At 71.5% G+C, this 13,548-nt stretch carries 14 protein-coding genes; 6 read left to right on the forward strand and 8 right to left on the reverse strand.

The features are described 5' to 3' along the window. The first annotated feature begins 35 nt into the window (after positions 1–35). Positions 36–1,049, forward strand: a complete 1,014-nt coding sequence (locus BMY61_RS37690) for a LysR family transcriptional regulator (protein WP_042456656.1) — start codon at positions 36–38, stop codon at positions 1,047–1,049. Positions 1,050–1,278: 229 nt separating this feature from the next. On the opposite strand, the gene BMY61_RS37695 is transcribed toward BMY61_RS37690, so the two are convergent. From BMY61_RS37695 to BMY61_RS37725, 7 genes are all read right to left on the reverse strand, one after another. Then, positions 1,279–2,430, reverse strand: a complete 1,152-nt coding sequence (locus BMY61_RS37695; protein ID WP_042456652.1) for a low temperature requirement protein A — start codon at positions 2,428–2,430, stop codon at positions 1,279–1,281. Between the two features lie 31 nt (positions 2,431–2,461). Continuing rightward, positions 2,462–2,788, reverse strand: a complete 327-nt coding sequence (locus tag BMY61_RS37700) for a DMT family transporter (protein ID WP_042456743.1) — start codon at positions 2,786–2,788, stop codon at positions 2,462–2,464. Between the two features lie 157 nt (positions 2,789–2,945). Further along, positions 2,946–3,653 carry an HAD family hydrolase gene (locus BMY61_RS37705; protein WP_342342550.1) on the reverse strand — a complete coding sequence of 236 codons (708 nt, stop codon included), beginning with the start codon at positions 3,651–3,653 and terminating at the stop codon, positions 2,946–2,948. Positions 3,654–3,792: 139 nt separating this feature from the next. Next, on the reverse strand, positions 3,793–4,947 hold the full coding sequence (locus BMY61_RS37710; RefSeq protein ID WP_082015510.1) for an ABC transporter ATP-binding protein: 1,155 nt from the start codon (positions 4,945–4,947) through the stop codon (positions 3,793–3,795). 48 nt (positions 4,948–4,995) lie between these two features. Beyond that, positions 4,996–5,757 (reverse strand): ABC transporter permease, encoded by a 762-nt coding sequence (locus BMY61_RS37715; RefSeq protein ID WP_236656594.1) that lies wholly within the window; start codon positions 5,755–5,757, stop codon positions 4,996–4,998. Between the two features lie 146 nt (positions 5,758–5,903). Then, complete coding sequence (locus BMY61_RS37720; protein ID WP_082015505.1) at positions 5,904–6,788, reverse strand: ABC transporter permease; 885 nt, start codon at positions 6,786–6,788, stop codon at positions 5,904–5,906. Next, positions 6,785–7,948 carry an ABC transporter substrate-binding protein gene (locus BMY61_RS37725; RefSeq protein ID WP_425314735.1) on the reverse strand — a complete coding sequence of 388 codons (1,164 nt, stop codon included), beginning with the start codon at positions 7,946–7,948 and terminating at the stop codon, positions 6,785–6,787. Before BMY61_RS37725 ends, BMY61_RS37720 begins: the two co-directional genes overlap by 4 nt. Positions 7,949–8,189: 241 nt before the next feature. Here BMY61_RS37725 and BMY61_RS37730 point away from each other — a divergent pair, with 241 nt between their 5' ends. From BMY61_RS37730 to BMY61_RS37745, 4 genes are all read left to right on the forward strand, one after another. Continuing rightward, complete coding sequence (locus tag BMY61_RS37730) at positions 8,190–8,933, forward strand: GntR family transcriptional regulator (protein ID WP_042456643.1); 744 nt, start codon at positions 8,190–8,192, stop codon at positions 8,931–8,933. Between the two features lie 81 nt (positions 8,934–9,014). Then, complete coding sequence (locus BMY61_RS37735) at positions 9,015–9,587, forward strand: TetR/AcrR family transcriptional regulator (protein WP_042456640.1); 573 nt, start codon at positions 9,015–9,017, stop codon at positions 9,585–9,587. A 14-nt stretch (positions 9,588–9,601) separates the two neighbouring features. Continuing rightward, positions 9,602–10,192, forward strand: coding sequence for a DUF4865 family protein (locus BMY61_RS37740; protein ID WP_042456637.1), 591 nt, complete (start codon positions 9,602–9,604; stop codon positions 10,190–10,192). A 91-nt stretch (positions 10,193–10,283) separates the two neighbouring features. Then, the gene (locus tag BMY61_RS37745) at positions 10,284–11,078 is read left to right on the forward strand and encodes a ZIP family metal transporter (RefSeq protein WP_042456635.1); all 795 of its coding nucleotides are present in this window, start codon (positions 10,284–10,286) and stop codon (positions 11,076–11,078) included. Positions 11,079–11,157: 79 nt separating this feature from the next. Here the strand turns inward: BMY61_RS37745 and BMY61_RS37750 are convergent, their stop codons facing one another. Then, positions 11,158–12,318, reverse strand: a complete 1,161-nt coding sequence (locus tag BMY61_RS37750; protein ID WP_075004220.1) for an LCP family protein — start codon at positions 12,316–12,318, stop codon at positions 11,158–11,160. Positions 12,319–12,474: 156 nt separating this feature from the next. Here BMY61_RS37750 and BMY61_RS37755 point away from each other — a divergent pair, with 156 nt between their 5' ends. Beyond that, positions 12,475–13,497, forward strand: coding sequence for a glycosyltransferase family 2 protein (locus BMY61_RS37755; RefSeq protein ID WP_042456630.1), 1,023 nt, complete (start codon positions 12,475–12,477; stop codon positions 13,495–13,497). Positions 13,498–13,548: the final 51 nt, after the last annotated feature.

Genomic DNA, 13,548 nt, shown 5'->3' on the forward strand with positions numbered 1-13,548 from the left:
TGTGACAACCGGCGGTTGTCACCCAGGATGGCTCCGTGGACGATCTCGATCTGGCGCAGGTGCGCGCCTTCCTCGCGGTGGCCGAGCAACTCCACTTCCGCCGGGCCGCCGAGGTGCTCTCGCTGTCCCAACAGGGGCTCTCGAAGCGGATCGCGCGGCTGGAGGACGGCCTCGGCGTCCGGCTCTTCGACCGCACCCAGGGCGGCGTCCGACTCACCGATGCGGGCACACGCTTCCTCGAACCGGCCCGCGCCGCGCTGGCGGCAGGTGTCGCCGCGGTCGCCGCCGTGCGTGAGGGCACCCGCCCGCTGCGCCTGGACGTGTGGGGTCACCTCTTCGACCCGCTGCGCACCGTGCGCGAGACCCTGGCGGCGGAGGACCAGGCACGGGAGGACCAGGCCGTCGAGGTGGGCCCGGGGCGGGACCTTCCCGGAGTCGCGGCCGCGCTCGCCCGCGGCGAGATCGGAGCCGGCTTCGGCCGGTTCCATCCCGCCGCCGGTGCCCCCGACGGCGGCCCCGAACACGCCCTGGCCCACCGGCTGGTGCGACTGGAGCCCGTCGACGCCGTCCTGCGGGCCGACCATCCGCTGGCCCGCGCGGAGCAGTTGCGCCCCGACCAGCTGACCGCGCTGCGCCTGATCCTGCCGACCAGCGCGGGCCGCCTGGACTTCCTGGCCCGGTTCGCCGAACAGTTCGGCGTTCCGATGCTGGAGGGCGGTACCAACCTCGGCCTCGACCACCTCCTGGAGCGCCTGCGGAGCACCCCGGACGGCGTGGTGCTGCTGCCGTCCGAGCTGCCCCTCGACCCGGGCCCGGACCTCGCGGTCGTCCCGCTGGCCGAACCCACGCCGCTCTACGCCTGGTCCCTGGTCTGGCACCGGGACCGCCCCGACCCGGGCGTCCCCGCGCTGCTGCGCGCCTTCGCCGAGACCGGGGCCTCACGCCGCTGGCTCGAGTACCGCCCCGGCCGGGACTGGCTCCCCGAGGACGACCAGGCCGAGGCGGGTCGGTCCCAGCTCATCAGCAGCACGCGCTGGAAGACGTCGTAGCCGGTCCGGGCGAACGAGGCGGCCATCGGGGCGTTGCCGACGTCCGTGCCGGCCCGGATCAGCTCCGCGCCGTCGGCGGCGAGGATCCGGGTGCCCTCGGCCGGCAACTCCTCGGCGTAGCCGTGGCCGCGGTGCTCGGCAGCCTCGTCCCACTGCGCCTGCGCGGCCTGTCGGGGCGTCATGGTGCGCAGGTCGCGTCGGGAGTGCGCGACGGATTTTCGTTCGGCTGTCACAGCTCGTGGTTCGCGGAGCGCTGCACCCGCACGTACTCCCACAGGTTCAACGCCACCAGCAGCCCCGCCAGCACGCTCAGCGCGCCGAGTGCCGACAGCGGCGCGCACAGCGGCAGCGCCGCCAGCGTGGCGACCGCCGCCGCCAGGCGGGTCCAGGCCATCAGGCGGAACATCCGCCAGCGGGTGTAGCCGAACGCGGCCAGGAAGAGTGCGCAGCCGCCGAAGAGCAACGCCAGGGCGCCGGCCGGCAGCGGGACGGACGGGTGCGTCGCCGCGGCCGTCACCCCGGCCGCGAAGGCGATGACGCCGCTGACGAACATCAGGTGACCGTAGGAGAGGACCTGGCGGACGATGTCCCCGGGCAACCGCGAGGTGGCCATCGCGTGCCGCATCGCGTCCGCCGCGTAGTTGAAGTACACCCACCACAGCCCGCAGGCGGCGACGAAGGCGACCGCGACCGCGAGCGTCTCGTCCACGTGCAGGGTCCGCCCTGCGGCCACCGGCGCGCCGATGGAGACGATCGCCTCCCCGAGCGCGATCAGCAGGAACAACGCGAAGCGCTCCGGGAGGTGGGTCGGGTGGAAGCGCACCGCCATCAGCTGCCGTCGCGCCAGCGCCGGGGTGAGCAGGTCGAGCACCGCGGCCAGCCCCCACAGGGCGATCCGGGCGTCGCCGTGGGCCAGGCCCCCGGCCAGCAGCAGCGGCCCGGTGACCAGCGCGCCGACGCCCATCGGTCCGATCACGACCCCGCGCCCCCACAGGATCTGGCCCAGCAGCAGCCAGCGCGCGGCGAGGTAGGCCGCGCCGAACAGCAGGCCGCGCGACCCGTAGGCCTGCGGCAGGGCGAGGGCGAGGAACAGGCCGCACAGCGCGATGGAGAACAGGCCGACCCGGCCCAGCGGGTGGTCGATCTCGCGGGTGTTGGCCAGCACCGTGCTGCCGACCCAGCACCAGTAGACGGGGATCAGCACGATCAGCGCCCGGCCGACTCCGGCCCAGCCGTGGTCCAGATGCAGCAGGCCGGAGATCTGGGTGATGCACAGCACCCACACCAGGTCGAAGAAGGCCTCCGCGTAGCTGACCCGCTTCTCGCCGGGCTCCTCCTGATCGCTTTCGGTGTCCGCCAGCTCCACCCCGTCGCCGCTCATACGGTCAGCCTAGGGCCGGGCGGGCGGCGACTCAGGAGTGGGCCGCGCCACCGAGGTTGAGCGCGACAACGCCCACGATGATCAGCGCGATACCGAGGACCTTCCACAGGTTCACGCCCTCCCCGAGGAAGGCGAAGCCGATCGCGGCGACGACCGCGGTGCCGGCGCCGGACCAGATCGCGTACGCGGTGCTCACCGGGATCTGCTTGAGCGCCTGGCTCAGCAGGGCGAAGGAGGCGACATAGCCGACCACGACCACGAGGCTGGGCAGCAGGCGGGTGAAGCCGTGGGTGTACTTCAACGAGACCGTGGCACAGATCTCGGACGAGATGGCGAGGGCGAGGAAGAGGCCGGGCATGTCGATCACGCTATCCCGGCTGCGGGGGCCGTCTCGGTGCCGGGGGCGGCATCGACAGGGCACGCAGCCACTTCGGGGTGTCCAGGGTCGTCACGAATCAGGCAGGTCTCCCTCCGGCTCCGGGTGAACCCGCCCGGAGAGAGACCAACGCCCGTCGTCAGGCGGCGGGCGACTCCAGCAACCCCTGCAGCAGCGACAGGTCGACGTCGAGCAGGCTGCGCACCACGGCGCGACCGGGGCCCGGCAGGATCGGCGTCAGCGACGGCACGGCGACGACCGCCACGCCCGCGGCCTCGGCCGAGGCCACACCGGTCGGGGTGTCCTCGACGGCGACGCAGCTCTCGGGCGAGGCGCCCAGCGCCTCCACCGCGGCGAGGTACGGGTCCGGCGCGGGCTTGGTCAGCGGTGTCTCACCGGCGGCGAAGCTCGTCTTGAAGCGACGCCGGCCCAGTGCGTCCAGCACGAGGTCCACGACGTGGCGCGGCGACGCGGAGACCAACGCGGTGGCGACGCCCGCCTCCGCGAGCCCGTCCAGCAGTTCCAGTGCCCCCGGCAGCGGCACGACCTGGTGCGACACCAGCTCCACGAACCGCGCGTCCAGAGCGGCCGCGATCGACTCCTCCGAGCGGACGCCGTTGCAGCGCCCGTACAGGTAGCTCGCGGTGTGCTCGACGGCCTGGCCGAGCACGTCGGGCACGTCCTGGTCGCCGAGCGTGAGGCCCAGTCTCGCCGCCTCTTCCTCTGCCGCCTGCCACCACAGACCTTCGGTGTCGACGAGCGTTCCGTCCATGTCAAACAGAACGGCCTGGAGGTTGGAGCGGGTTGACACGAGACGTCGCCTTTTCAACGAAGGGAAATTGGACACCAGGGGCGCGAGGAACTGCGCGAGTTACCACCCGGTGCGGATGGCCCTGTCGCTGCGGGACCATCTGCTCATCAGATGGGGGCACCTCCCGGCCGAAGGCTGGGGGATTGTCGCGCAGTTCCTCGCGCCCCTGAGGGGGTTACCGCCGGGTGTCCACCAGGACGGGGCGCTCGGGGAAGGAGACGGTGACTCCCGTGCCCGCGGGCAGCGCCGCCGCGTCGTGGGTGGAGAGGTCCGCCTTGACGGCCGTGCCGTCGGGCAGCTGGACCGTCACGCGGGTGGTGGCGCCGAGGAACGTCGTGCCGACGACCAGCGCGCCCTGGCCGCCACCGGCGGTCAGCAGGACGTTCTCCGGACGGACCAGCGCGTCGACGTCGCCGCGCAGCTCGGTGGCGCCGTCCACGGGGAGGCGCTGGCCGAAGAGTTCGACCGTCGCGCCGTCGCCGGCGAGCACGCCGGGGATCCGGTTCATGGTCCCGACGAACTCCGCGACGAACGCCGTCGCGGGACGCGCGTACAGCTCGGCCGGGGTGTCGCACTGCTCCAGGCGGCCCGCGTGCATGACCGCGACGCGGTCCGCCATGGACAGCGCCTCCTCCTGGTCGTGCGTCACGAACAGCGTGGTGATGCCCAGCTCCTGCTGGAGCCGGCGGATCTCCTCGCGGAGGTTCTCGCGGACCTTCGCGTCCAGCGCGGACAGCGGCTCGTCCAGCAGCAGCACGCGCGGCTGCAGGGCGAGGGCGCGGGCCAGCGCGATGCGCTGCTGCTGGCCGCCGGAGAGCTGGTGCGGGTAGCGGTCGCCGTGGGTCGGCAGACCGACCAGCTCCAGCAGCTCGTCGGCGCGGCGGTGGCGCTCGGCCTTGCCGGTCTTGCGCATCTTGAGGCCGAAGGCCACGTTGTCGCGCGCGTTCAGGTGCGGGAAGAGGCTGTAGGACTGGAACACCATGCCCGCGTCACGGCGATGCGCGGGAAGGTGGGTGACGTCCTCGCCGTCGACCAGGACCTGGCCCGAGTCCGGCGTCTCGAAGCCGGCCAGCATCCGCAGCGCGGTGGTCTTGCCGCAGCCGGAGGGACCGAGCAGGGCCACCAGCTCGCCGGGGTTGACCGTCAGGTCGAGGCCGTCCAGCGCGGTGGTCGCACCGAAGCTGCGGCGCAGCGCCACGAACTCGACGGTGGCACCACCCGTCTTGTCAGTGGCGGCCGCTGCAATGGTCGCAGGCGTCGAGGAGTCCGTCGGCCCCGCAGGGGAGGGCACGGCGGCGACGGTCGTCGCGGGCGCGGGGTCGGTGGTCATGGACACTCCTGGAGCTCCTCGGAGGTGAAACAGAAAGAGGTGGTTCGGTTACTGCTGGGCCGGCGCGCTGTTGCGGCGGTCCCCGCCCAGGGAGAGCACGAACAGCAGCAGCCAGGTCAGCAGCAGGCTGACGACGGAGACGGCCACGGTGACGGGGCCCTGGCCGGCGCTGTTGCCATTGACGATCCAGACGGCGAACGGCACGTACCCGAGGATCGAGGCCACGGTGAACTCGCCCAGCACCAGTGCGAGGGTGATGAACGCGGTGTTCAGCATCGCGCTGCGCAGGTTCGGGAGGATCACCGTGACGATGGCCCGGGCGCGGCCCGCGCCGTTGTTCTGCGCGGCCTCCAGCAGGGTGCGCACGTCCAGCGTGCGCATGCCGGCGTCCAGCGTGCGGAAGGCCAGCGGCAGGGCCATCACCACGTAGGCGAGCAGCAGCACCACGGGGAAGTTCGCGTTCTGCGCGTAGAGGAACGTCGCGTAGAACGGCGTCGGCGCCAGGTTGTCGTTGCACCAGCGCAGCACGTCGGAGATGCCGGCGGTCAGCGCGATGGTGGGGACGACCAGCGGCAGGGTGCAGGTCAGCTCGACGACCGTGCGCAGCTTCGGGCTGCCGAGCCGGACCGCGACGACGGTCGGGATCAGCAGCAGGTAGACCAGCACGATGGTGCCGGCGGCCAGCAGCAGCGAGAGCTGCAACGCGGGCCACAGGCCGGGCACGGTGAAGATCTGCCGGTAGGCGTCGAGGCTGAAGCCCTGGGGCGAGTTGTCGACGGTGAACCAGAGGGTCGCACCGATCGGCACCATGAAGTACAGCGCGGAGACGAGCAGCACGGTGCCGCGGCCCCAGCGGATGCGGCCGAGCGCGCCCAGCACGCCGCGGGGGCCGGCGGAGCCGCCACCGTTCGCGGTGCTCGGGGCGGGGCGGCCCTCGGTGGTCAGGGCGGAGGCGGTCACACCAGCCATCGGGCGCTCCGGCGTTGCAGGGGGATGTAGATGACCATCACCAGCGTGGCGATCACCACCATGTCGAGGCTCATCGCCAGGGCGACGTTGGTGGCGTCCGCGGAGACATTGCCGCTGAGCGCCGTGGCGATCTGCAGCGTGACCAGCGGAACGGTCGCGCCGACCATGGCGGCGGCGGTCGCGTAGGCGGCGAAGGCGCTGCCGAAGAGCAGCACGAAGCCGCCGAGCAGCGAGGGGGCGAGGACGGGCAGGGCCACGTGGCGCCAGTACTGCCAGGCGGTCGCGCCGTTGTTCTGGGCGGCCTCACGCCACTGGCGGCGCAGGCCGTCCAGCGAGGGGATGACGCTCAGCACCATCAGCGGGATCAGGAAGTACAGATAGACCAGGACCAGGCCGTTGAAGGAGTAGAGACTCCAACCGTGCTGGTCCAGGTGGAGCTTGGTGGTCAGCACACCGGCGTTGCCGAGGGTGGCGATGAAGGCGAACGCCAGCGGCACGCCGCCGAAGTTGGCCAGCACGCCGGAGGCGCTCAGCACGGCCTTGCGCAGCAGCGCGAAGCGGGAGGTGACGACGGCCTGGGCCAGCAGCAGCCCGGCCACCACGGCGATCAGCGCGGACAGCGCGGACAGCTTGACGCTGCCGATCAGCGCGTCGAGGTAGCCGCCCTGCAGCGAGGCGGTCAGGTTGCCCATCGTGTACTGGCTGGGCTTGCCGGGGTTGTACGTGGTGAACGCACCGTAGGCCATGGCCAGGGCGGGAACCCCGAAGGACACGGCGACGAAGAGCAGCAGCGGGACGACGGCGAGCCGGCCCGCCGCCGCCCCCTTGGGGCGGCGGCGAGCAGGCGTCGCGCTCAGCGGAGCGGTGCTCACCCGGCGAGGGCCTTCGACCAGCCGGAGGCGACAGCGGCCTTGGCCTTGGTGATCTGGTCCTGGCTCGGGATCGGCGCGGTGCCGGAGACGGTGGCCAGGCTGGCGGCCGCCGTGCTGTCCAGCGTGCCGGCCGACTTCAGGGCGTCGAACAGCACCGGGCGGGCGTAGCCGCCGAGGAAGCCGTTCTGGCCGTCGGCGGAGAAGAGGAACTCCTCCCACAGGCGGGCGGCAGCGGGGTGCGGCGCCCACTTGTTGATGGCCTGGTTGTAGTAACCGGCGTACAGGCCATCCGTCGGGATGTTGACCTGCCAGTTGATGCCCTTGGTCTTGAACTCGGAGGCGTAGCCGGAGTTCAGGTACTCCCAGTCGATGCTGATCGGGGTCTCGCCCGACTCGACCGTCGACTGCTTGGACTGGACCGGGTTGAAGTTGCCGGACTTCTTGAGCTTGCCGAAGAAGTCGATGCCCGGCTGGATGTTGTCCAGCGAGCCGCCGTTGGCCAGCGCGGCCGCGTAGACGGCGGAGAAGGCGGCGTTGGCCTGCGTCGGGTCACCGTTGAGGGCGACCATGCCCTTGTACTCGGGCTTGAGCAGGTCGGCGAAGCTCTTCGGGCACTCCTTGACCTTGCCCGCGTTGCAGCCGATGGAGATGTAGCCGCCGTAGTCGTTGTACCAGGTGCCGTCGGTGGCGGCGCGGCCCGAGGGGATCTCGGCGAAGTTGGCGACCTTGTACGAGGCGAACAGGCCCTGCTGCTGGCCCTGGATCGCGAAGGCACCGCCGACGTCGACCGCGTCCGGCGCGCGGTCCTGGTTCTTGCGGGTCGTGATCGCGTTGATCTCGTCCTGCGAGGAACCCTCGGGGTTCTCGTCGCTGATCTTGATGCCGTACTTGGCGGTGAACTCGTCCATGAGCTTGCCGTAGTTGGCCCAGTCACGGGGGAGGGTGATCAGGTTGAGCTGGCCCTCCTTCTTCGCGGCCGCGACGAGCGCGTCCATGCCGCCGAAGTCGGCGGCGGAGGTGGCGGTGCTGGCCTTGACAGAGTCAGAGGAGCCGGCGCTGCTCTTGTTGACGGAGGCGGCGGAACCACATGCGGTCAGCGTCAGCGCAGAGGCGACCAGAACGCCGGTCAGCGCGGCGGCCCGGAGGGTGGAGGTCACGATGGTCTCCTGAGGAGGCGTCAGATCAGACGGATCAGAATCACTTGTCCGAACAAGTCGATGACAGTACGCCCGAGCATGGTGTCCGTTCGGTTAACAGCGCGTCAACACACGCATGCGATTCCCTGTCGGAATCCCCTCTGCCGATACGGCGTTTCGTTGACTGTGCACGTAACGGTACGATCACGCCGTTGCTGCCAGGGAGAACGACCGAGCGGCGAAGACTGATCAAGGAGTGCGCACTGTGGCCGCACGGCATGAGGAGATCGCGGAGGAGCTGCGGCAGGCCATCGACCGCGGGGAATACCCGGTGGGGGGCCCGCTGCCGACCGAGACGGAGCTCTCGGCCCGCTACGCCGTTTCGCGCGGCACCGTCCGTCAGGCCGTCGCCGCGCTGACCGCGGAGGGCCGGATCGGCTCCCGTCAGGGGGCGCGTCGCGTCGTCCTCGGCAACCGCCGCAGCCAGAGCTTCGCCGAGCTGCGCAGCTTCGCCCAGTGGGCCGCGGCCATGGGCCGCACGGCGACCGGCCGGGTGCTGGAGCAGCACCGCCGCCCCGCGACCGCGGAGGACGCCGAGAAGTTGCAGATCAAGCGCGGCGACGAGGTCCTCCAGGTGCTGCGCGTGCGCGGCCTGGACGGCGATCCCGTGCTGCTCGAGCGCAACGTCTACGCCGCGTGGATGGCCGACTCGGTGGAGCGGCTCCCCGCCGAGTGCGTCTCCGTCGTCCAGGCGCTGTACGAGGACATCGGCATGGTCTTCGCCTACGGCGAGCACGTCATCGACGCGGTCGCGGCCGGTGCGGAGGATGCGCGCCTGCTCGGCATCCGGCGCGGCAGCCCGCTGCTGCGCATCCGCCGGGTCACCACGACGCCCGCCGGGCGGCCCATCGAGTGGTCCGACGACCGGTACGTCTCCGGCACGGTCAGCTTCACCGTCGCCAACTCCATCGGCTCCAACCCGCTGGCGCGCCAGGCCGGCCAGGCCTGAGCGGAGCCGGCGCGCGGCCGGGGCGGAGCCGGCCGCTGCTCGCCGTGGATTCTGTACCTACTGGTATGTACAGTTGTCGGCATGAGTACCGACACCGCCCGGCGACTCGTCGAGAGCATGCGGGACCTGCTGTGGGAGCGCGGCTACACCGGCACCAGCCCGAAGGCCGTGCTGCAGCGGGCCGGGGCCGGGCAGGGCAGCATGTACCACCACTTCGCCGGCAAGGCCGACCTCGCGCAGTCGGCGATCGTCGAGACCGCGCAGGAGATGCGCGCCAAGGCCGACGCCGAGTTGTCCGGCCCCGCGCCGGCCGTCGAGCGGCTGACCGCGTACCTGCGTCGCGAACGCGACGTCCTGCGCGGCTGCCCGATCGGCGGCCTCACCCAGGACGCCGAGCTGATGGCCGACCCGCAACTGCGCGCCCCGGTCGCCGAGACGCTCGCCTGGCTGCGCGGGAGGCTCGCCGAGGTGCTCGGGGAGGCCGTCGCCGCAGGGGAGTTGGCGCCGACGCTCGACGCTTCGGCGGTCGCGACGACCCTGGTCGCCACGCTCCAGGGCGGCTACGTCCTCGCCCGCGCGGCGGGCTCGAGGGAACCGTTCGACCAGGCCGTCGCCGGAGTGCTCGGCCTGCTGCTGTCCGCATCCGAACACTAGATCCGGGGGATTTCATGTACGCGATGCAGTACCCGATCGCCCTGCCGGCCGACTACGACATGGAGATCATCCGCAAGCGGGTCGCGGCCGCGTCCTCGATGCTGGACGACCGGGCCGGGCTCGGCTTCAAGGCCTATCTGATGCGTGCGCGCGGGGTGGCCGGCTCGCCGGTCAACGAGTACGCGCCGTTCTACGTCTGGCGCGACGCGGCGGGTGCGGCCGACTTCCTGCTGCGCGGCGGCGGTTTCCAGAACATCGTCCGCAGCTTCGGGCGGGTGCCGGTCCGGCAGTGGTTGGGGGCGGCCGTGTTCGCGGGTCCGGCCCGCGGCGAGGAGGTCGGCGCCGCCACCCGGCGGCTCGCCCTGCTCCCACCCGAGCCGGACCAGGACGGGCTGGGGCTGTCGCAGTTGATGGAGCGTGAGACGGCAGACCTGCGGGAGCTGGCCGCCCACTCGGACGTCCACACGGCCGTGCTGGCCGTCGACCCGCACGCCTGGCAGACGGTCCGCCTCACACTCTGGCGGGCGGGCGCGGAGCCCGTCGAGGAGGGCGACCGCTACGAGGTGCTGCACGTCTCGGCGCCGGAGCTCGACCGGTTCGCATAGCGGGACGAGGAGGCCGACTACCGCACGGAGAATTGCTTAGGCTAACCTAACTCGCCGCAAGCCTTCGTGTCGTAGAGAGGCACCCGTCGTCATGTCGTCGTCCGAGATCGCGCTGCTGGGCGCCATCGCCGGGTTCACCATCTACCTGGGCCTGCCGATCGGCCGTCTCCGCGCGCCCCTGCCGCGGACGCGGGTGCTGCTGAACGCCCTGGCGATCGGCATCCTGGTCTTCCTGCTGTGGGACGTGCTCACGCACGCCTGGGACCCGATCGACGAGGCCCTGTCCAACCACCGCTACGGCTACGCCGGCGGCCACGCCCTGATGTTCTTCGGCTGCTTCGGCCTCGGGCTGCTGGGCCTGGTCTACTTCGACCGGCTGATGGCCCGCAAGGCCGCCGCCGCAGGGGAGGCCGGGACCGGCGGGCGGTCGCGGTTCGACACCCTCGCGCTGATGATCGCGATCGGCATCGGCCTGCACAACTTCGCCGAGGGCCTCGCCATCGGCAACAGCGCGGCCTCCGGCCAGCTGCAGTTGGCCGTCCTGCTGATCATCGGCTTCGGCCTGCACAACGCCACCGAGGGCTTCGGCATCGTCGCGCCGCTCGCGGCCGAGGGGACCCGCCCGTCCTGGGGGCGCCTCGGCCTGCTCGGGCTGATCGGCGGCGGCCCGACCTTCGTCGGCACCCTGGTCGGGCAGTCGGTGACCAACGACTTCCTGTCGATCGGCTTCCTGACCCTGGCCGCCGGCTCGATCCTCTACGTGGTGATCGAGCTCCTGTCGGTGGCCCGCAAGTCGGCCATGAAGGAGCTCGTCACCTGGGGCATCTTCGCGGGCGTGGTGGCCGGCTTCGTGACCGACGCCATCGTCACGGCCGCCGGAGCCTGAGCCGCAGGAGCCCGAGCCTGAGCCAGGAGCCCGAGCCCGAGCCCGAGCCCGAGTCGCCGGAGCCCGGCGACCGGCCGGCCTAGTTCGAGAACGACGGCACCTTGGTGTCGTTCTTGAACGCGTCGAAGACCTGCTGGGCCTCGGACATGTTCCACTTCAGCGCCACCCCGTCGGCCGGGGTCTGGTAGTTCGCGTCCGCGATCGGCACGGTCATGGTCTTGCCGTTGCCGCTCTTGAGGTCCTTCATCGCGAGGAACATCGACGCGAGGTCGGTGAGCCCGGTGTTGTTGTCGACCTGCAGCATGGACAGCCCGCTGTCCAGCGTCGGGTAGAGCGTGAACGGGTTGAGGATCGTCCCCATCGAGGTCGCCTTGTGGGCGAGCGCGTTCAGGAACTGCTGCTGGTGCTGCATGCGGGCGATGTCCTGGGTGGCCTCCTGGTGGCGCTCGCGGACGAAGGCGAGAGCCTGGGTGCCGTTCAGGGTCTGGCAGCCGGCCTTGAGGTTGGCGCCGGAGTCCTTGTCGACGATGGCGTGGTCCAGGCACATGTCCACGCCGCCGAGGTCGTCCACGACGTTGACGAAGCCGGAGAAGCCGATCTCGGCGTAGTGGTCGATGTGGATGCCGGTGTTGTACTCGACCGTCTTGACCAGCAGCGGGCCGTCGCCCATCGCGAAGGCGGCGTTGATCTTGTGGCGGGACTCGTGGTGCTGGACGCCCTTGCTGTCCGTCCAGGCGGGGATGGTCACGTAGGAGTCGCGCGGGATGCTCATCAGGGTGTCCCCGTTGGAGCCGATGTGCAGCACCATCATCGAGTCGGTGCGCGCGCCGGTGTCGTAACCGGTGTGCAGGCGCTGCTGGTCCGTCGTGGAGAGTCCCTGGCGGCTGTCGGAGCCGAGGATCAGCCAGTTGGTGCCCTTGCCCACCGGCGGGCGGCCGGCGTAGTCGGCCAGCACGTTGGTCTTGTTGAGCTTGCTGCTCGCCCAGGCGTAGCTGCCGCCGCCGACCGCGAGCAGGCCGACGACCAGGACGGTCGCGGTCAGCCTGATCTTGCGCTTGCGCGACCACTTCCGCTGCCCGTTGCCGTTGCCGTTGCGGCTGCCGAGGGTGGGCCCGGCGGGGGCGCCTGTGGCCGTCCCGGACGTTCGGCGGGGGCGCTTCGCTCCGGACGTGCCGTTGCGCGGGTTCAGCTCGGGCGGCAGGGGCGGCTCCCCTCCGCCCCACTGGGACGTATCGCTCATGACTGTGAGCATGCCTGCTCATCGGCGACGTTGGTAGGACGAACGACGCAAAACGGAAAGCTGTAGCAATCCTGATGCGATAAGGGCACCGTCCCCGCACACCTGTGAAGGGGCCGTTGGAACCGGAGCCGCGCCTCGCTGTACCGTGGCGGGATTATGGTCGCCACGCCCCTCCCCGCCGTCTCCGTCATCATGCCGGTCCTTGATGAGGAGCGGCACCTGCGCACCGCCGTCGAGCGCATCCTCGAGCAGGAGTACGACGGCGCGATCGAGGTCGTCATCGCCCTCGGCCCGTCCAAGGACCGGACCGACGAGATCGCCGCCCAGTTGGTCGCCGAGACCGCCGGGAGCACGCGTGAGGTGCACACCGTCCCCAATCCGACCGGCCGCACGCCTGCCGCGCTGAACGCGGCGATCAAGGGCTCGCGCTTCCCGATCGTGGTGCGCGTCGACGGCCACGGGCTGCTCACCCCCGGCTACATCGCCACCGCCGTCCGCCTGCTCGACGAGAAGGACGCGGCCAACGTCGGCGGCATCATGGCCGCCGAGGGCGAGACGGAGTGGGAGAAGGCCGTCGCCGCCGCGATGACCTCCCGGATCGGCGTCGGCAACGCCGCGTTCCACACCGGCGGCGAGGCCGCCCCCGCCGACACCGTCTACCTCGGTGTCTTCCGCCGCGAGGTGCTGGAGCGGCAGGGCGGTTACAACGAGGAGTTCATCCGCGCCCAGGACTGGGAGCTGAACTACCGCATCCGCCAGGACGGCGGCCTGATCTGGTTCACCCCGGACCTCAAGGTCACCTACCGCCCGCGCCCCGACGTCCGCGCGCTCGCCAAGCAGTACAAGGACTACGGCCGCTGGCGCCGCGTGGTCACCCGCTACCACCGCGGCTCGGTCAACCTGCGCTACCTCGCCCCGCCGGCGGCCCTGGTGGGCTGCGTGGCCGGGCTGGTCGCGGGGGTGGCGCTGACGCCCGTCGCCCTGGTCGTCCCGGGCGGTTACGCGGCGGCGATCCTGCTCGGCTCGGCCAAGGAGGGCAAGGGCCTGTCGGCCTCCGCGCGCCTCCAGCTGCCGGTGGCGCTGGCCACCATGCACATGTCCTGGGGCTGGGGCTTCCTGACCAGCCCGCGGTCCCTGGCCCGCAAGGTGATCGCGAGCACCGCGCCCCGCCCGGAGTGACCTGCTCCGAGTGACTCGCCGCGAGTGACCGGCCCGGAGTGGCCCGTCGCG

Source organism: Streptacidiphilus jiangxiensis, from assembly GCF_900109465.1.
Classification (GTDB): domain Bacteria; phylum Actinomycetota; class Actinomycetes; order Streptomycetales; family Streptomycetaceae; genus Streptacidiphilus; species Streptacidiphilus jiangxiensis.

Bases quoted from the DNA above. Each gene is read 5' to 3' on its own strand.
- BMY61_RS37735 (WP_042456640.1), top strand. From the start codon at position 9,015: ATGAGTACCGACACCGCCCGGCGACTCGTCGAGAGCATGCGGGACCTG.
- BMY61_RS37700 (WP_042456743.1), bottom strand. From the start codon at position 2,788: ATGCCCGGCCTCTTCCTCGCCCTCGCCATCTCGTCCGAGATCTGTGCC.
- BMY61_RS37695 (WP_042456652.1), bottom strand. From the start codon at position 2,430: ATGAGCGGCGACGGGGTGGAGCTGGCGGACACCGAAAGCGATCAGGAG.
- BMY61_RS37710 (WP_082015510.1), bottom strand. From the start codon at position 4,947: ATGACCACCGACCCCGCGCCCGCGACGACCGTCGCCGCCGTGCCCTCC.
- BMY61_RS37740 (WP_042456637.1), top strand. From the start codon at position 9,602: ATGTACGCGATGCAGTACCCGATCGCCCTGCCGGCCGACTACGACATG.
- BMY61_RS37755 (WP_042456630.1), top strand. From the start codon at position 12,475: ATGGTCGCCACGCCCCTCCCCGCCGTCTCCGTCATCATGCCGGTCCTT.
- BMY61_RS37715 (WP_236656594.1), bottom strand. From the start codon at position 5,757: ATGGTGCCGATCGGTGCGACCCTCTGGTTCACCGTCGACAACTCGCCC.
- BMY61_RS37745 (WP_042456635.1), top strand. From the start codon at position 10,284: ATGTCGTCGTCCGAGATCGCGCTGCTGGGCGCCATCGCCGGGTTCACC.
- BMY61_RS37750 (WP_075004220.1), bottom strand. From the start codon at position 12,318: ATGAGCGATACGTCCCAGTGGGGCGGAGGGGAGCCGCCCCTGCCGCCC.